The 18482-nt window shown below is 38.5% G+C and carries 16 protein-coding genes; 5 read left to right on the forward strand and 11 right to left on the reverse strand.

What is annotated here, in order from left to right:
* Nucleotides 1-33 precede the first annotated feature (33 nt).
* The 5 genes from SCI76_RS11020 to SCI76_RS11040 all read right to left on the reverse strand — a co-directional run bounded on the left by SCI76_RS11020 (nucleotide 34) and on the right by SCI76_RS11040 (nucleotide 6724).
* On the reverse strand, nucleotides 34-603 hold the full coding sequence (locus SCI76_RS11020) for a TetR/AcrR family transcriptional regulator (RefSeq protein ID WP_028412542.1): 570 nt from the start codon (nucleotides 601-603) through the stop codon (nucleotides 34-36).
* A 162-nt stretch (nucleotides 604-765) separates the two neighbouring features.
* A complete protein-coding gene (gene hemY / locus SCI76_RS11025; protein ID WP_013055331.1) occupies nucleotides 766-2187 on the reverse strand; it encodes a protoporphyrinogen oxidase in 1422 nt (473 codons plus the stop codon).
* A gap of 137 nt (nucleotides 2188-2324) precedes the next feature.
* Nucleotides 2325-3257, reverse strand: coding sequence for a ferrochelatase (gene hemH, locus SCI76_RS11030; protein WP_028412544.1), 933 nt, complete (start codon nucleotides 3255-3257; stop codon nucleotides 2325-2327).
* A gap of 97 nt (nucleotides 3258-3354) precedes the next feature.
* Entirely contained in the window at nucleotides 3355-4398 is a 1044-nt protein-coding gene (gene hemE, locus SCI76_RS11035; RefSeq protein ID WP_013055329.1) for a uroporphyrinogen decarboxylase, read from the reverse strand.
* Nucleotides 4399-4594: 196 nt separating this feature from the next.
* Nucleotides 4595-6724, reverse strand: a complete 2130-nt coding sequence (locus SCI76_RS11040) for a transglycosylase domain-containing protein (RefSeq protein ID WP_048020500.1) — start codon at nucleotides 6722-6724, stop codon at nucleotides 4595-4597.
* Between the two features lie 185 nt (nucleotides 6725-6909).
* Between SCI76_RS11040 and SCI76_RS11045 the strand changes: the two genes are divergently transcribed.
* Both SCI76_RS11045 and SCI76_RS11050 read left to right on the forward strand, forming a co-directional pair.
* A complete protein-coding gene (locus SCI76_RS11045; RefSeq protein WP_013055327.1) occupies nucleotides 6910-7416 on the forward strand; it encodes an antibiotic biosynthesis monooxygenase in 507 nt (168 codons plus the stop codon).
* 83 nt (nucleotides 7417-7499) lie between these two features.
* The gene (locus SCI76_RS11050; protein ID WP_168761456.1) at nucleotides 7500-8888 is read left to right on the forward strand and encodes a hypothetical protein; all 1389 of its coding nucleotides are present in this window, start codon (nucleotides 7500-7502) and stop codon (nucleotides 8886-8888) included.
* A 47-nt stretch (nucleotides 8889-8935) separates the two neighbouring features.
* On the opposite strand, the gene SCI76_RS11055 is transcribed toward SCI76_RS11050, so the two are convergent.
* The gene (locus SCI76_RS11055; protein ID WP_407545192.1) at nucleotides 8936-9601 is read right to left on the reverse strand and encodes a phosphatase PAP2 family protein; all 666 of its coding nucleotides are present in this window, start codon (nucleotides 9599-9601) and stop codon (nucleotides 8936-8938) included.
* A gap of 224 nt (nucleotides 9602-9825) precedes the next feature.
* On the opposite strand from SCI76_RS11055, the gene SCI76_RS11060 reads away from it, so the two are divergent.
* Nucleotides 9826-11034, forward strand: a complete 1209-nt coding sequence (locus tag SCI76_RS11060; protein ID WP_028412548.1) for a M20 family metallopeptidase — start codon at nucleotides 9826-9828, stop codon at nucleotides 11032-11034.
* Nucleotides 11035-11147: 113 nt separating this feature from the next.
* The gene (locus tag SCI76_RS11065; RefSeq protein ID WP_407545193.1) at nucleotides 11148-11867 is read left to right on the forward strand and encodes an EcsC family protein; all 720 of its coding nucleotides are present in this window, start codon (nucleotides 11148-11150) and stop codon (nucleotides 11865-11867) included.
* A 36-nt stretch (nucleotides 11868-11903) separates the two neighbouring features.
* Here the strand turns inward: SCI76_RS11065 and SCI76_RS11070 are convergent, their stop codons facing one another.
* Nucleotides 11904-13109: an ABC transporter permease gene (locus SCI76_RS11070; protein ID WP_047751679.1), complete on the reverse strand. Its 1206-nt coding sequence runs from the start codon at nucleotides 13107-13109 to the stop codon at nucleotides 11904-11906.
* Nucleotides 13102-13845 carry an ABC transporter ATP-binding protein gene (locus tag SCI76_RS11075; RefSeq protein ID WP_407545194.1) on the reverse strand — a complete coding sequence of 248 codons (744 nt, stop codon included), beginning with the start codon at nucleotides 13843-13845 and terminating at the stop codon, nucleotides 13102-13104. Before SCI76_RS11075 ends, SCI76_RS11070 begins: the two co-directional genes overlap by 8 nt.
* A 691-nt stretch (nucleotides 13846-14536) precedes the next feature.
* On the opposite strand from SCI76_RS11075, the gene SCI76_RS11080 reads away from it, so the two are divergent.
* Nucleotides 14537-14971, forward strand: a complete 435-nt coding sequence (locus SCI76_RS11080; RefSeq protein ID WP_014461670.1) for an HIT family protein — start codon at nucleotides 14537-14539, stop codon at nucleotides 14969-14971.
* Nucleotides 14972-15056: 85 nt separating this feature from the next.
* Here the strand turns inward: SCI76_RS11080 and SCI76_RS11085 are convergent, their stop codons facing one another.
* The 3 genes from SCI76_RS11085 to SCI76_RS11095 all read right to left on the reverse strand — a co-directional run bounded on the left by SCI76_RS11085 (nucleotide 15057) and on the right by SCI76_RS11095 (nucleotide 18270).
* Entirely contained in the window at nucleotides 15057-16952 is a 1896-nt protein-coding gene (locus SCI76_RS11085; protein ID WP_154974290.1) for an acyltransferase family protein, read from the reverse strand.
* A gap of 302 nt (nucleotides 16953-17254) precedes the next feature.
* Nucleotides 17255-17698: a GNAT family N-acetyltransferase gene (locus tag SCI76_RS11090; RefSeq protein WP_034267989.1), complete on the reverse strand. Its 444-nt coding sequence runs from the start codon at nucleotides 17696-17698 to the stop codon at nucleotides 17255-17257.
* A 17-nt stretch (nucleotides 17699-17715) separates the two neighbouring features.
* The gene (locus SCI76_RS11095) at nucleotides 17716-18270 is read right to left on the reverse strand and encodes a PadR family transcriptional regulator (RefSeq protein WP_028412553.1); all 555 of its coding nucleotides are present in this window, start codon (nucleotides 18268-18270) and stop codon (nucleotides 17716-17718) included.
* Between the last annotated feature and the right edge of the window lie 212 nt (nucleotides 18271-18482).

The following is an 18482-nucleotide window of genomic DNA, read 5'->3' on the forward strand; positions in this document are numbered from 1 at the left end:
CCTTTTTTGTTTTTTCTATGAAAAAAGCCCATCTCACTGAGACAGACCGCGTAAAAAGTATAGTTCAATTAATTCAGCAATTTTTTCTTCTGAAAGCGGCTCATGCCGTTTTTCCCAATCATAGACGAGTGCAATGTACATTTTAAATAGTAAAAAAGCTGTGAGCTCCGGGTTGCACGGTTTGATTTCTTTTTTAGAAATCGCAATTTCGATTTTGTTTTTTATATAAGTCAAAATCTCTTCTTCTACTCGCACCAGCACTTCTTGCACTGCTGTAGTGCCTAACTGCTGTTCCTGTACCAGCTTCAGCATGAGCTGATGCTCAGTGCGGAATTCTAAGATTCGAAAAATGGCTGCTTGGGCATTTTCAAAAAAAGGACGGCTGCTGTCAATGACAGTTTCAGCTGCATCTGTCATTTCTCGAATCATTCGTGTCACAATTTCATCGAATAACTCTTCTTTGTTTTTAAAAAAAGTATAAATCGTTCCTTTTCCGACATTTGCAAGCTTCGCCACTTGCTCCATAGTCGTTGCTTTATATCCAAACAGCGCAAATGATTTTGACGCTGCATCAACAACTGATTGCTTTCGGTCTATAGCCACGTTATCCCCTTCTTTCTGACCAAATGAATATTTCAGTCAACAAGTACGGTTTTACTATAGCATAAGTTTCTTTTGCTTTTCAACCACAATCTCTTCTCTTAGCATAACCTTTCTCTTCAGGTAGTAGACAAAAAAGCGGAGCATTGATTCATCGCTCCACTTCTACAGCTGCTGCACATATTTAACCGCTTTTTTAGCCACATCTTCTCCTTGCTCTACACATTCTGGTATACCCAGACCTTCGTATGAACTTCCCGCTACATAAAGACCGGCAAGCTCTTTTTCAAGCTGTTCGTTCATTGTATCTAGCATATCGTGATGTCCGACCGTATACTGAGGCATTGACTGCTTCCATCTCGTTACCGCGTAAAATTCAGGCTCAGCAGAAATGGTAATGAGCTTCTTCAAATCCTCCAGGACAATTTTAAAAATTTCATCGTCAGGCTGATCCACCACAGCTTCATCCCCGGTTCGTCCAACTAAACATCTTAGCAGCACTTTTCCTTCCGGAACCGCATGCGGCCACTTTTTATTTAGCCACGTGCATGCCGTAATCGTGTAATCGCTATTTCTGGAAACGGCGATGTTCATTGCATCTAGATTGTCTTGCAGCGCTTCTTGTGCAAAGGCTATCACAACAGTAGCTACTGAAGTGGAAGGCATATGCTTTAACGGTTCGAATATTTTATATTCCGAGAGCATAGACTGAGCAGCTGCATGAGGAGAAGTTACAATAACGCTGTCTGCTTTTATTACTTTCCCGCTATTTAAGGATAATTCATATGTGGTATCTTCTTTATAAATTTTCTCTACCTTTATTCCTTTTGTAATAATATCAGGATCTATTGCTTTTTCTACCCCATCTACTAGCGATTGAAGACCTTCTTTTAATGTTAAAAAGACGCTATTTTTTTTAAACTCCGAATCATCACCGTGCTGTGGGTGAATTTCTTTTAGCTTTTTCATTCCAACAATTAAGCTTCTGTACTTATGTTCAGCATGCAAAAACTGTGGAAATGTTGATCTTAAACTCAAACGATCAACGTCTCCTGCGTAAATTCCTGATAATAGAGGCTCAATTAAATTTTCAACAACTTCATCACCAAACCGTCTTCTAAAAAATACGCCTAGCGAACGGTCATCCTGATTTTTTGTCTTCGGTATAAAAAAATCAGCTGCTGCGCGCAGCTTGCCAACAGGCGAAAATAGCCCTGTTGTGATAAAAGGAGATAACTTGGTTGGTATCCCCATTACAGCACCATCAGGCAGCGCATGCGGCGTATCTTTTACTAGAATATAGGATTTTCCCTTTTCATTTCCGACTAGCTCCCGACCTAGCCCCACTTCTTTTGCCAGTTTTGTAGCAGCTAGCTTACGCGCTAAAAATGAATCAGGACCTTTTTCAAATAAATAACCGTCTCGTTTGACCGTTTGAATTTTCCCGCCAAGCCGATGCGTCGCTTCTATTAGTTGAAGATCAATAGGCAGCTGATGATCCTTTATTTTTTTTTGCAAATAATAGGCAGCTGAAAGACCTGTTATTCCTCCACCGATGATGACAACCTTTTTTCGTCTATCCGTCATGTTATCATCGCCTTTTCTGTAAAATTCAATATAAAGAGAAGCGATTATGGAAACCCATAGCTCGCTTCTTACTTTTCTTTATATTGATTATAAGTTACTTTTCGTCCCTGTTCAACGTACAAAGAATCTATATTGACTTAACGGGCAATTCGTTTTAACACAACTGTAGCTAACCCATCGATAAATTCAGGCTGTGCATTCGGCATTTCAGGACGGTAATAGTCAGCCCCAATTTCATCTGTTACCACTTTGCATTCGTAGTCGTTATCATAAAGTACTTCTAAGTGATCCGCGATAAATCCAACCGGGGTATAGACGAACGACGTATAGCCTTTTTCTTCATGCAGTTCTCTTGTTAAATCTTGGACATCAGGACCTATCCATGGCTCAGGCGTATTTCCAGCACTTTGCCAGCCAATTTCGTAATGTTCAATACCAGCTGCTTGTGCAATTAAATCCGCTGTTTCTTGAAGCTGATTTGGATATGGATCTCCTGCTGCAATAATTTTTTCTGGCAAGCTATGCGCAGAAACAATCAATACGGCTTTTTGGCGTTTCTCTTCGTCTATTAAATCAAACGTTTGTTTAACACGTGTAGCCCAGTACTGAATGAACTTTGGCTCACTGTACCAGCTTTCTACGGAATGAATGATTGGTCCTCCTAATTTTTCAGCTGTTTCTTTGGCGCGTCCATTATAAGATTTTACGCTAAACGTTGAAAAGTGAGGTGCAAGCACAATGCTGACCGCTTCTTTAATTCCGTCTTTATGCATGGCTTCTACTGCATCTTCAACAAACGGTTCAATATGCTTTAAGCCAAGATACGCTTTAAATTCAATTTCATCCTGTACTTCATTCAAGCGCTTTTCTAGACTTTCCATTTGCTGCTGCGTAATTTTTGCAAGAGGTGAAATGCCCCCAATTGCTTCGTAGCGGTTTTGTAAATCTTCCAAGGCTTCCGGTGAAGGTTTACGTCCGCGGCGGATATGTGTATAGTAACGTTCAATATCTTCTTCTTTATATGGTGTTCCATATGCCATTACAAGTAATCCCATTACTTTTTTACTCATGTGTTCGACACCTCTTTGTTAGATTCAATACTTGTCTTCATTTTGCCATGAATAAAAAGAAAAATTCAAAGTTTAGCGCTCCAAATTATTTGACAATTTATTGTCTATTTGCAGAATATTCATGAATAAAGGTTGTTAAACGCTTCAACGTTTCCGGCTGAACCTGTGGAAAGACGCCGTGCCCCAAGTTGAAGATGTAACCAGGACTGGCCATCCCTTTATCTAATATTTCTGTTACACGTTCTTCAATAACTTCCCATGGAGCTAACAAAATAGCAGGATCTAAGTTTCCTTGCAGTGTTTTTGTTAAGCCTAGTGCACGTGCTTCATCCAGCTGCGTTCGCCAATCTAATCCCACTACATCCAGCGGCAGATCATGCCATTCTTTTGCCAAATGACTTGCTCCTACTCCAAACATAATGAGAGGTACATTTTTTTCGCGCAAAGAGGTAAAAATCCGCTCCATAACAGGCTTTATAAAATAACGATAATCCGCTACATTTAAAGCCCCCACCCATGAATCAAAGATTTGAATGGCTTTTGCTCCAGCGTCAATTTGCGCTTTTACATATGTAATCGTCATATCTGCTAACTTATCCATTAGCGCAAACCATGCTTTAGGTTCCGTGTACATAAATGCTTTTGTTTTATTATAGTTTTTTGAAGGTCCTCCTTCAATCATATAGCTTGCTACTGTGAAAGGAGCACCGGCAAAACCAATTAGAGGTACGTTTAACTGTTCTGTTGTTAACAGCTTAATCGTATCTAATACATACGGAACATCTTCTTCCGGGGTAATTTCTCCTAGCTTTTCTACATCGCTTAAAGATTGAATTGGATTAGAAATGACAGGACCAATTCCTGACTTGATTTCAACATCCACTCCAATTGAAGGAAGCGGTGACATTATATCTTTATATAAAATAGCTGCATCCACTCCGTACTGTTCAACCGGCAGGCGTGTTACGTATGCCCCAAGCTCCGGCTGATGAGTGATTTCAAATAGAGAGTACTTCTCTTTTAGCTTTCGGTATTCCGGCTGTGAACGCCCTGCTTGGCGCATATACCAAACCGGAACATGATCCGTTTTTTCCCCTCTACAGGCTTTTAAAAAAGTATCGTTAAACGTTCCTTGACTCATAATTTCCACCTTTCTCGATTGTCTTCCATCCGTATTTTCTTCGATTAGACAGACAATAATCAGCAAAGGAACATACCGGTTCCTCTACTGATTAAAGTTTCACGTTATATTCTCTACTTGTCACTATACCCATTTCTTTACGACTTGTATAGCCACCTGCTAAAAATGTCAAAAAATCGCCCTACTCTTCCTTTTTTTATTGAAAAAGAGCAGGTGTTACTTCGTTGGATTTTTTTCCTTTTTGTTGTGTTTGGGAATTGTAAGGAACTACATAATAAGTAGGACTGTCGAGCAGATTTACACGCTCTTTTTCAAATGCTCCTTTTCCCTTCACTTTGCCAATCAATTCGGCTTTATCCCCTTTTTTCTCATAAACATAATAAACAGCTCTTTTATCAGGTGAAGGTGTCCACGATAAACTTACCGTTAGCAAACCAAATGGATGGAATGTTAATTCTTGTTTTAAGTCTTTAACTTGCTCTAAACGTATTGGTTTTGGCAGATCTTTAACGCCTGCTGGCTTTTGAAATGCAGCTTCGTCGTAACCAGCTCTTGTTAGAATGTCTTTAAATAATAGAGTTGGATAAGAACTTCCTTTTGTTAAATAGTGCTGGTCATTTGTAGAATCATATCCCATCCACACGCTTCCTACAACATGTGGGGTATATCCAACAAACCAAGCATCTCTTGTGGCTCCTTTAACATTCGTATACGAAGTAGACCCTGTTTTCCCTGCTAACTCTCCTTTAAACTCTCCATTTTTTGCGGTTCCTTCTTTAACAACTCCTTGAAGCATTTTTGTCATATACCAAGCCGTCTGTTTTGAAAATGCTTTGTGAGTGTCGGGAACAGCTTTTGCAATCACTTTTCCATCTTGATCTTTTATCTCTTGAATAAAGTACGGTTGGATGTTTTCTCCATTCTCAGCAAATGCCCGGTACGCTCCTGCTAATTGAAGCGGTGTAATTCCTTCCTTTAATCCTCCAAGAGCAATCGCAAGCCCTTTATCTTCTAACGGAATTCCTAGCTTTGTGAGATACTGCTTGCTTGTTTCAACTCCTAGCTGATTCAATGTCCAGACGGCAGCTGCGTTTTTAGAATCTTTTAAGGCATCGTACATCGTTACCTTTTTAGCATATTGGCCGTCTACGTTTTTAGGTGTGTATCCCCCGTAGCTTCTAAGCTTGTCTTGCAGCAACGAATAAGGCTTGAATTGACCTTCTTCTAACGCAGGGCCATATACCGCAATAGGTTTCATCGTAGAACCTGGCTGTCTTTTGACATTTACGCGGTTGAGCGATTTTTGTACATAATCTCGTCCTCCCATAACAGATAAAACTCCTCCGCTTTTGTTATCGACTAATACAAAAGCACCTTGGGCACTGTTATCTGTACCTGGAAAATAACGATTTTCTTTCATCAGCTCGTAGGCGGCTTCTTGTACTTTTATATTCATCGGTACTTTGACCGTATAACCTCCGCGCAGAAGCTCATTGCCCGAAATGCTGTATTTCTTCTCTGCTTCTTGGATAACCATATCGATATAGGTTAAATACGCTGGATTTTCAGCCTGCTCCTTTATGTTCAACCCCAGCGTTCTTCCTTGCAAACGGACATTTTTTTCAGCTGATAAATAACCTGCTTTTTGCATGGCATTTAACACAACATTTCTACGTTCTATACTTTTTTCTGGATGTAAAATAGGAGAATAGGAATTCGGTGCTTTTGGCAGTGCAGCGAGAAGTGCACCTTCTTCTACCGTTAATTCGGAGACATCTTTATTGAAGTAAAGGTTGGATGCAGCTTGGATTCCATAGGCTCCGTGTCCAAAGTATATTTGATTCAAATACATTTCAAGCAGTTTTTGCTTACTGTAACGCTGCTCCAAGTTAATGGCCACCACTACTTCTTTTGTTTTTCTAAGCAGCGTTTTATCATTCGATAAAAACACATTTTTAGCCAGCTGCTGTGTTAAAGTACTTCCTCCTTCAACACTTCCTCCAGCCAATATATCTCGGTATAATGCTCGGCCAATAGATTTAAAATCGATTCCGTGGTGTTCATAAAAACGAACATCTTCAATTGAAATAAATGCTTGTTGCACATGCTTTGGAATCTTGTCAATTGAAACCAAGTCCCGATTTTTCACATAGAGCTTTGTTAATTCGTCTCCATTTTCATCGACTAATCTCGTAGCCGAGTCCATGACGATTTTTTTCTCATCAATTACATAGTTTCCAAGAAACAAGATGATAATATATCCAATCAATCCTAATAGAAAAATTCCAACTAAGGCAGCAATTGCGTATAAGCCTTTTTTGTACATCGTGCCACCCCTTTTCTCCCGCTAAACTTTTGATAATATGGAAAACAACTTCATCAATGTTTTACTTTACCATCTTCATTAGAAGTTCACAATTTTTGAATTTTTGTGTGTAAAATTTTATAATTTTAGTATGATTTACAATTGTAAATTGTATGCAATTCCCAATTAGAAAGGAAGTATAATCCATGAAGATCTTTATTACTTACGGAACAGGCCCTTACCTTCAAAAGTTGATCGACGAACATCCGAGTGAACGTTTATTACTGCTTCACAAAGATGACGATCAATTTGCACTAGTCCACGAAACAGATGGAGATACAATTTTTAAAGAAGGACATGCTTATGAAGTATTAGATGCTTCTGGAGATCTTGCAGATAGCGGATTTGCTGTACTAAATAATATTTCAGTTACAGATGAAGGCCGTCCTTTGTTTGAACAGCGATTTAGCCAACGCGCTCGTTTAATTGAAAATGAAGCAGGCTTTTCAGCTATTCGTGTGCTTCGTCCACTGCAAAATGACACATACATTATCTTTACAGGATGGAAAGATGAAAGTTCATTTAGCGATTGGCAGTCTTCAAAAGCCTATAATGAAGCACACAAAAAACGCGGTACGTCAGAAGGCGTGGATCAGCAGCCATCGATTTTCTCTCGCCCTTCTTATGTGACCTCATACCACGTAGTTAAATAAGTAAACATCCTCCTAGTAGGCGAGTATCACAATAGGCACAAACGTCATATTGTATACTACATCACCTATTAGGAGGAATTTTTATGGGCATAGAGCTTGGAGCTCTTCATTGGATGTATGTCCTTTTTATCGCCTTCATTATCGGCTTTATGATTATGCGGCGAGATACGAGTATCCTTTGTATACTCGGGATTTTTTTGCTTTCCTTAACGGCTACCTCTTCGTTAAGCCACTCCGTCAGCGCTGTTTTTTCCAGCTTCATTTATGCCATTACAGAACTGCTTCCTACCATTTTAATTATTTCAATTATTGTATCCATGAGTAAAGTCTTAATGGCTACAGGAATAAATGAATCGATGATTTCACCTTTTGCTCGCCTCATTAAAACACCTACTCTTGCCTATTGGGTTATTGGATTAGTTATGATGACCATCTCCTATTTTTTCTGGCCTTCTCCAGCCGTTGCTTTACTTGGAGCCGTGCTTTTACCAGTTGCCATCCGCGTAGGACTTCCAGCTATAGGCGTAGCTGTAGCGATGAATTTATTCGGCCACGGCGTTGCGCTTTCAGGAGACTTTGTTATTCAAGCTGCCCCTAAGATAACCGCTGACGCAGCAGGTCTTCCGGTTCACGAGGTTGTTCAAGCAAGTGTCCCTCTTGTCATTGTGATGGGAGTCGTTACCACACTCTCTGCTTTTTACTTTCTAAAACAAGATATGAAGCACAATAAAATTCAGTCGCAACCGACAATTTTAACAAGCAGCTCTTCTAACCAATCCACACCTCTTTCTCCTTCATTACGCCGGGCTTTAGCCATTATAGTTCCTCTTTTCTTTGCTATAGACGTATGGGCAATGTTCGCCCTTCATTTACAGGGAGGAGATGCCACTGCTCTCGTTGGAGGTACAGCTCTATTTATTTTAGTAGTGGTGTCGCTTATTGCTCACAAAGGAAAAGGTCTCGAACAAACCACTTCCTACTTGATTGAAGGCTTGCAGTTTGGGTTTAAAGTATTCGGTCCCGTTATTCCGATTGCCGCTTTTTTCTATTTAGGAGATGCTGGATTCAAAACAATCATTGGTGACTTTCTTCCGAAAGGATCACATGGACTTGTCAATGACCTAGGCGTTGCACTTGCTTCGACTGTACCGTTAACTGCACAGGTCGCTACTGTGACGATAACTGCGCTAGGAGCTATTACAGGGTTAGACGGTTCAGGCTTTTCAGGTATTTCACTCGTAGGCTCTGTCTCTCATTTATTTGCATCTGCTTTAGGATCGGGCGCTGCCACGCTAACTGCTTTGGGGCAAATTGCTGCGATTTGGGTTGGAGGGGGAACGTTGATTCCATGGGCGCTCATTCCAGCTGCTGCGATTTGTGGAGTCAGTCCGTTTGAACTCGCTAGACGCAATTTAAAACCTGTAGCGATTGGATTAGTTGTTACAACGATTGTCGCAATGTTCCTAGTTTAAACAAAAGCCCCCTTCTTTTAATGAAGGGGGTCATATGTATATATTTGTTACATACCTTTTGGAAACTCTTTTTCCGCTGACGGCCTTACATACGCATAAACAAGCGTATAGAAGAAAATGCCTACAATTAGCCACATAAGCCCTAAGCTGTAGCCAGCTAATACATCTGTTAAAAAGTGTTCTCTTAACAGAATACGGCTCACGCCGATTAACAAAACAAGTAAAGTAATTGCCCGCTGATACCACTTGGCCACCTTTTGATTGTTTATATGCTTGATCAGAAAAAAGAAAATCAGACCGTAGATAAGAATTCCCATCATTGCATGGCCGCTTGGAAAACTGTAGCCTTCGACGCCTTCAAGAGGACGGGCTCGTTCTACCGCATCTTTAACTGCTTTATTAATAATATCGCCGCTTAAAATAAGTAAAAATGAGGATATCATGCCAATATAGTCTTTTTTAAAAAATAAAAAAACAATAAGTACAGCTAAAAGAACCATAATCATCACTTTTGAAGCTAAAAAAGACAGGCCGTGAAAAACAGATGACGCTGACTGAAGAATAGTGCTGTCATCTATAGCTGAAACAAGCCAGCGGTCTCCTTGAAAAGAATCTGTCGACACAGCAAACAACACTCCTAAAAAAACGAGACCCGCAATCCCAAACGCCCATATCAATTTTTTGTACAGAGATACAGTTTGTGAATCTACCATATCGTTACCTCCTATTATCTCACGAGAAAATTGGTAAAAAACTCATTCTTTGTCCCTATTTCTCATCTTATGTATCTATTATGTATATAAAATATTTCATGATTCAATTACTTTTTTCAATAACAACGCTTACATTCTTTTCTTTTTTATAGATAATGATATAATGATTAAAATGTCAAAAAATTCAAAACTTTATTCAACTTACACAGAAAGGATATGGTTATGTGAACTCCAAGCTACATACTTTACTTGAAGAAAAATTTGATGAAATGGTTCAAATTCGCCGATATCTGCATCAGTATCCAGAACCGTCTTTTAAAGAATTTCAAACTGCTGCCTACATTCGGTCTTTTTATGACAAGATCGGTATTTCTTACCGAGCAAATGTAGGAGGAAACGGCATTGTAGCAAGCATTCAAGGAGGAAAACCTGGTCCTACTGTAGCTTTGAGAGCCGACTTTGATGCCCTTCCTATTCAAGATGAAAAAGATGTACCCTATCAATCAACTGTTCCGGGCGTGATGCATGCATGTGGCCACGATGGTCATACGGCTACTCTTTTAGTCCTTGCTAAAGCGCTTTTTGAAATAAGAGATTCTCTCCCTGGTAAAATCGTCTTCATTCATCAGCACGCCGAAGAGTATGCTCCCGGAGGCGCCAAGTCCATGATTGAAGACGGATGCTTAGACGGTGTAGACGCGATATTCGGAACGCATTTATGGTCATTAACTCCCACTGGTGTGGTTCAATATCGAACGGGCCCTATTATGGCTGCTGCTGATCGCTTTGAAATTACGATCAAAGGAGCAGGCGGACACGGTGCACAGCCCCACAAAACAAAAGACTCAATCGTCATCGCCTCTCAGCTTGTTGTTAATTTACAGCAAATTGTAAGCAGACGTGTAAATCCAATTGATTCAGCGGTTGTAAGCATAGGTTCTTTTGTAGCGGAAAATGCATTTAATATTATCGCTGATTCTGCTCGACTAATTGGAACGGTAAGAACATTTAATGAAGATGTACGAAATGATGTCGAAAAAGAAATCGAACGAATTGTCCAAGGTACATGCTTAACGGCTGATGCTTCTTATGAGCTGAGTTATACGCGCGGCTATCCTTCCGTCGTAAACCACCCGGAAGAAACGGCCTTTCTTGCTTCTGCTGCTTCTCAAATCGATGAAGTTCATACAGTCGAAGAAACGGAGCCTCACATGACTGGAGAAGATTTCTCTTATTATTTGCAGCATATTAAAGGAACGTTCTTCTTTACAGGAGCTCAGCCAGAAGGTGTAGATGCTCCTTATCCTCATCATCATCCTAAATTTGATTTTAACGAAAAAGCAATGCTTATCGCAGCGAAAACGCTTGGTACGGCTGCTGTTGAGTATTTAAGAGAACAAGCTCATTCTAAAAACGCAATAAAAGCGAATTAATCATTCAGCAAGCATTCGTACAGATAAACAGACGATTGCTTGCTGTTTTATTTTAGGAAACTTTTTCTCACTTAAAACGTAGTATTTATATCGACTGAAAAGAGGTGACTTTTTTGAATACGTATGAAGAAAAAGTGTTACGAGAAGCTGAACATTGGAAATTTAGCATGTTGAAACGACCTTCTAAATTTCAGCGTACCGCAAAATCCTTACAGCTTAAACTAAATGAAAAAATCCCTACTAAAGTCCATAGAATTATAACTGAAAGTATAAAAAAAATGGTTGAAACCACGCTTGTTGGGTCCGATTTCACGACTAAAAAAAGAGATGTCAGCGGTCTTTCGTTTGAAGAAAAAGAGAAAAGAATTTTGGAGCTCATACCTAAGTACAAAAAAACAGCTGCTGTAGAAGGAGCTGGTACTGGTGCAGGTGGTCTCCTTTTAGGCGCAGCAGATTTCCCACTTCTTCTTTCCATAAAAATGAAGTGCTTATTTGACATTGCCGCGACGTATGGTTTTGATGTAAAAGAAAAAGAAGAACGCATTTATATGCTATATATTTTTCATCTTGCCTTTTGCAGCGACGACCATAGAACGAAGCTGCTCGAAGTAGTAGAAAGCTGGGAGGAAAAGAAAGAGGAACTTCTTGAGCTTGATTGGAAAGCTTTTCAACAAGAATATCGCGATTACATTGATGTTGTGAAAATGTTTCAGCTGATGCCGGGAATTGGAGCTGTTGTAGGTGCGTATGCGAATTATCAGCTTCTTGATCATCTCACAAAAGTAGCGATGAACGTCTATCGCTTTCGGATATTATCTTCGTCTCAAAAATAGTCTAAAAACGTAAAAAAAGCTCCATTCGGAGCTTTTTTACGTTAATTTTTTATTTACATATGCATTTACAAATAAGTGAATAAATATAGCACCTGCTGCCAAGGAAAGCAGTGCAGCAACTATATTAGAAAAAGCCACCACTATGGCGAGCACAAGAATTTGTACATACAGCGCTTTTTTCCATACGTCCAAAAATGCCCTTTTTCGTTCTTTAGCTTCGACTGGATAAAGAGAAAGCCATAAAATTTGCTTGTGCTGCTTCCAAAGCGGGAGTAATTGAAAACCCGTCATGTATACAACAAATAAAACAACCACTATATTGCCGTATTGAAACGGCGCAGCTACAATTAAAAATCCGCCAATGACAGTTAAGCGAACGAGCAAACTTAAATAATCTCCTGATCGCAAAAATGTTCTGGTGTACAAGTAATGGTAAGTGGCATTTTGACGAAATGGAATACGTGTTACTAGCCAATCTAAATATCTACGGCGTTTGATTCGTTCTTTGACTTGTGGAACATCCGTAAATAAATTAGCTAATCGATAAAAATAGCCCATGCGCTTTTCTTCTAAGTCAATTAGCTTTTCCCATTTAATCGGCTTCCTTTTTGTAAGAGAGCGATAATAAACGGCTAGCGCAATCATAATTACCGCTACAATTCCTGTGAAAAATACGTATGCATGCGAAAATAAGAAATAAGTAAAAACTGCGTTTAAGAAAAATCTGACGATATAATCTGTCCACTTCGCCCACTTTTCTTCAAACCATACGGCCCACCAAGACATGCCTAAGTTTACAACTTTCAGAATGAGTAATAGCAGAAAAAACACAAAAATATTTGAGTAAGAATCATGCATTACTTTTACGTGAAGAGGCGCTGCTGCACCCGTTGCAAATAATAAAATATAAAGCTGAATCGTAAAGGTAAACCAAAAAGATTTTTTGAAATAAGGCTGCAGCTTCGTCTCCAAAGGAAGCAAAAAGACTAAATCAGGTCGTTTTAAAAACGTTTGAATTTGGCCCATTGTTAAAATCAACCCCATAAGGATCGCAATCACTACAGCCGAAGGAAACGCAGGTGTTAATGTACTCAACCACTGTTGATAATAGTAGGCTAAACCGCCAATCGCAAAAATTAACACTAATTTAATGTGATCATTTAAGATATATTTTGTATATCTTCTTACATCCACTAAATACTGCTGAAATCGTTGCTTCCATAATGCGTCAATCTTACTCATAGCCTTCTTCCTTTGTTAATTCAATATAAATTTCATCAAGAGTAGCATTGCGCATCTGAAATTCTTCTTGAAGATCTTTAAGCGTTCCTTGCGCTCTTACTTCTCCATTATGTAAAATAACAAATTTATCACAGTAGCGCTCCGCGGTCGCCAAAATGTGTGTGGACATTAAAATGCCTGCACCTTGCTTTTTCATATCCGTCATCAAATCAAGTAAAGATTGAATACCAAGCGGGTCTAAACCTAAAAAAGGTTCATCAATAATATAAAGAGACGGCTGAACCAAAAAAGCGCACATAATCATAACCTTCTGCTTCATCCCTTTTGAAAAATGCGCGGGAAACCATTTTAACTTCCGGTCTAAACGAAATTCTTTTAAAAGCGGCTGCAGACGTGCTTCATATGCTTGAGGCTCAAGTCCATAAGCCATAGCTGTCATATCCAAATGTTCTTTTAATGTTAATTCATCGTAGAGCACAGGAGTTTCTGGAATAAACGTAAACTGACTTCGATAGCCTGTTGGGTCTTGTTGAAAGGTTTTATTATTAATGGATACAATTCCTTTTTTTGCTTCCATTAATCCAATGATATGTTTAATCGTTGTACTTTTTCCGGCTCCGTTTAAGCCGATTAACCCAACTAATTCACCTGCATTTACATCAAACGATACATCTTTTAAGACGGGAGTTTTCGTATATCCCCCTGTAATATTGTTAATTTGCAATAAAGAACCCATCACGATCTCCTTTTATTTGTTCTTTTTTGTCTACAAGCGCAAGCGCTATTTGCTCTATTGTACCAAATCTTTTTCGTCCTCACATCGTTTTCAATTCTTTTCGGTTAATTTTTCCAGAATATAATCGAAATATCGGGACATTCTATATAGGGAAGAAGGAAAACAAGTTATTGATTACAACTAATCATTACAAAGCTTCTTACATTTGGGATGAGGTGTCTACAGCAGGCATATTTCAGAAAACCTTATTGTAAATCGATGTATGTTTGATTCATAAGGGGATGGTAGTCATGAACGTAGTAAGAATATATATAATGGGTAGACAATAATGTTCATTTATTACTGTGTAAATGAGGTGTTTGTCAAAGACCAAGAACGATTTCGTTCACATTGTATATTTTTTTAGCTCAATGCTTAAATGAGGTGTTTGTTAAAGAGAATATACTTTTTCAAGTTACTGTTTCATTAGGCAATGTAATTACGTAAATGAGGTGTTCCTTAAAGATCATATGCTGCATTAAAAGCTATTTTTTCCTTCTTCACATGACGGGATGCATAATCGTTTGCATCCCGTTTTTGTGTATAAAATATGAGTGGCTATTTCTTGCCTGCTGATTGCATTTCTACTTTGTGGTAAAATAAACGTACATGTATACCCATACATTTATATTAGTAACGGAAGGTGAACATAATGAGCACACATGATGAAAACTGTATTTTTTGCAAAATTATTCGCGGTGAAATTCCAGGTGCAAAAGTATTTGAAAACGAACATGTATTAGCTTTTTTAGACATTAGTCAAGTAACAAAAGGTCATACGCTGGTGATTCCAAAAGTACATAAAAAAGACATTCACGAACTAACACCGGAAATTGCGCGCAATTTATTTGAAGTGGTTCCTCAAATCGCAAATGCAATTAAAGAAACATACAGCCCAATCGGCTTAAACATCTTAAATAATAATGGTGAAAAAGCTGGTCAATCCGTGTTTCATTATCATATGCACATTATTCCACGCTACGGGGAAGGCGATGGATTCGGTGCTGTATGGAAAGAGCATACAAGCGAATACACGCCTGAAAAACTTCAAGAAATCGCTGGCAATATTTCTTCTCGCCTTTCTTGAAACAAAAAAAGCTTACACATGTAAGCTTTTTTTGTTTTATCTATTAATCAGTTTATGATTTAAAACTCAATACGTCTCTCGCTCATTATGAACCATTTTCTTCCTTAACTTCTAAATTCATACGCTCTTCAATCAATTTTGTTAATGCTCTTGATCCTTCAGGTACCAAGTGGACACCATCTGATGTAAAGTATTCAGGGTGCTTAGAAGCCTCAGAGTACCAATCTACAAGCGTGACGTGATCAAACTTTTCGGAAGCAGCTTTCAAGTTCTTGTTCACGGTGCTTTCCCAGGAACGAGGAACGCGCGTATTCACTAAGTAAACGTCCGCTTGTGAAAAAGCTTTTAACAGTTGTTCAAGTTCTTCATTGGTAAAATAACCGTTCGTTCCTAACTCAATAATCACTGCGCTGTTCGGATTATTAAATGCTTGATAACTAGGAGTTAGCTGCAGTGCTTCATTGAGCTGCCTTCCTACTTTTCCGTCAATCGTAATACTAAGCGGCATCTCTTTAAGATTAGGAGCAATATCCAGCATGACCGAATCTCCAATCGCAAGAACATCTCTGTAAGAATTCGGCTGCTGTTCTTCTTTTGCATCAGATTTTTCTTCTGCGGAGTTCTTTTCCGCGTTCTTTGTTTTTTCATCCTCCGCTTTGTTCTTGTCTTTGACAGAAGTTGAAGCATTTTCTTTATGATTCGTTTGAATTTTAACCTCTGTTTGTTTTGCTTCGGTCTCATCCTTTTGCTGCGTACTAATAGCAAAGCTTGTCATATCCGCTGTAAACAACGCCAAAAAGAAAATGAGACTGCCCAAAACCGCTTGTCTCGAACGAGAGAGATTACGCCATTTAAAAAGCTCTCTCGGATGGTAGTGCCGGAAATAATAGCGAAAACCGCGTGTTCGAATAGGCACCTCGATGTAACGGTACGAAAGTTCAGCAATGATAAATGTAATTCCTACTTGTAACAGCGCATGCCAATAGACCGGGCGGCCAATCTCGGCTACAGGTGTTGTAAGAACAATAACCGGATAATGCCACAAATAGATACCGTATGATCTAGTACCAAGCCAGCGAAGCGGTTTAAACGACAAAGCTTTTCCTAAAAAGCTACTAGGGTGACTAATCGTTGCAACCAGCACAGCAGCGTTTAAACAAATCAGCAGCATGCCACCTTGATAAAGAAAAGATGCATGCGTATACTCATCAACGCTCCATACGCAGAGAATAAATACAAAGAAGCTTACCATACTTACTGCGTTTAATACTTGCTTGCCCACAGCTGGAAGATTTTTTGATGATAAACGATACATCGGCCAGACAAATGCAAGTAAACAACCGATTAAAAGGGCAAACAGCCGAGTATCGGTTCCATAATAAATGCGGCTAGGATCTCCTCCTGGCTCATATAAAAAAGACATCAGAATGGCTGAGGCCATTACTCCAGCTAAAATAAATAGAGAAAGAATTCCTCTCTTTTTAATAAATTTCAAACCCAACAATAAAACAAGTGGCCATACAATATAAAACTGCTCTTCAATAGCAAGTGACCATAAGTTTTTTAATGGTGACGGTGATCCAAAACTATCAAAATATGAAACTTTATGAAAAATAAACCACCAGTTACTCATATAAAAAATAGACGATAATGCATCGCCTCGTAGCGTTGTTAACAATGGTCGGTTAAATAAAATAACCCACGCTGCAGTTAATACGACCATCACATACACAGCTGGAAGAAGTCTTCTCGTACGGCTAATCCAAAAATGCTTCAAATTCTTTAAAGGATTTTCCCAAGATTGCACCAGTAAAATTGAGGTAATTAAATACCCAGATAATACAAAGAAAACGTCAACTCCTAAAAATCCTCCAGACGCCCATCCAAAGCCTAAGTGATAAGCAATCACAGCCATGACAGCAAAGGCCCGAAGTCCGTCCAAACTATATATATACCTATTTTTCTTTTCTTTTGCACTCATAAAAATGCCTCCAAGCAATATGTACAACAAATTTCTTTTCCAATAAATATTAAGAATATTACGTAATTGTTACATTTTTGTTACAAAAATCATTATATACAATATTATTACTTTCTTCAATATATCACTTACTGAAAATCAAAGAATAAGTAAAAAGAAACAAATTCACTATCTATCTTATTCATAAATTACTAATTTAGTAGTAGTCATATCGATTCTATCTACATGCCACTAAACCCTACACGTTTCTTTCACCTTACCCGTTTTAAAAATAGAAAAACTTCACACAAATGGTGAAGTTTCTAAGGTGTCTTTAGCATATCGACGTGTGGGAGTCCTTCATCTGAATAAATATCGGAAATAGGTCTAAAACCAAACGATTCATAAAATGTTTGAAGTCTGCTTTGAGCTTGAATTTTAATTGTCTTCTCGTGCAATTCATTCTCTAGAAAAGCAATTCCTCTTGCTACTAGTTCTCTTCCGAGACCTGTACCGCGCTGTGCTTGTTTTACAATAATACGTCCAAGAGAAGCTTCTTTATAGCTAATTCCTTTTGGTAAAACTCTAAGGTATGCGATAATTTTCTCATCTTCTTTTTTGAACAAATGATAAGCAAATTTGTCTTTTCCATCTACTTCTAAGTAAGCACACTTCTGTTCCACAACAAAAATAGAGGTGCGAAGCTGTAGAATTTCATAAAGCTCATCGTTTGTCAGCTCTTGAAATGATTTTATGCACCAACTCATGATCTGCTCACCTTTTCTTATTGTTCTTTTTCAATTAAATTCAGCGTACGTTCAAGCCAATTGATATAGCTTGTCTCCCGGTCTTGAGCGCGAGATAGCACCAAGTAATGACCAAATTGAGGAGAAGAAACGGTAATGTGGTGATTAACTTCTTCTAAAAGATCATCCATTCGTTTCTTTAAAAAAGTCAGCTTCATTTTCCTGCTTGATAATTGGTTATCTATTTGTTGCTTTAACTCTTCTATTGACATGGATGAAGCAAAATAAGCTTTTAACATAAATTCATCTTTAGTTGTTTCAGGAATAGGATCAATCGTAGTGAGCCACTTGCTTAGCTCCACTCTTCCTTCTTCCGTTATCGAATACATCTTTTTTTCTAATTTTTTGCCTTGAATCACCGTTTCATAGCGAATAAATCCCTCTTCTGTTAATCGCTTTAGCTCGGGATAAATCTGGCTGTGTTTAGCGCTCCAAAAATTACCAACCTCTTCTTTAAAAAGTCTGGTAATGTCATACCCGCTGAGCTCCTCCTGATTTAAGAGCCCTAATATTGCATATTTTAATACTCTCATTCTGTTCCTCCACATTATTTCTTCCATCAGTATAGCATATAAACATTTCATTTACATGTTTGCCAAAACATGTTTACGTATACTTTTTATTTATCTTTTTTCTATTATTTTCTCTTTACAGATTAATTTAAATTTTTGAAAAGTTCCCTCCACAACCAATGGTTTTCATGATAGTATAATGATATTCTTTCTGACATCAGTCATTAGCCATT

The sequence above is a fragment of the Priestia sp. HNGD-A6 genome, from assembly GCF_045784335.1.
Taxonomy (GTDB): Bacteria; Bacillota; Bacilli; order Bacillales; family Bacillaceae_H; genus Priestia; species Priestia zanthoxyli.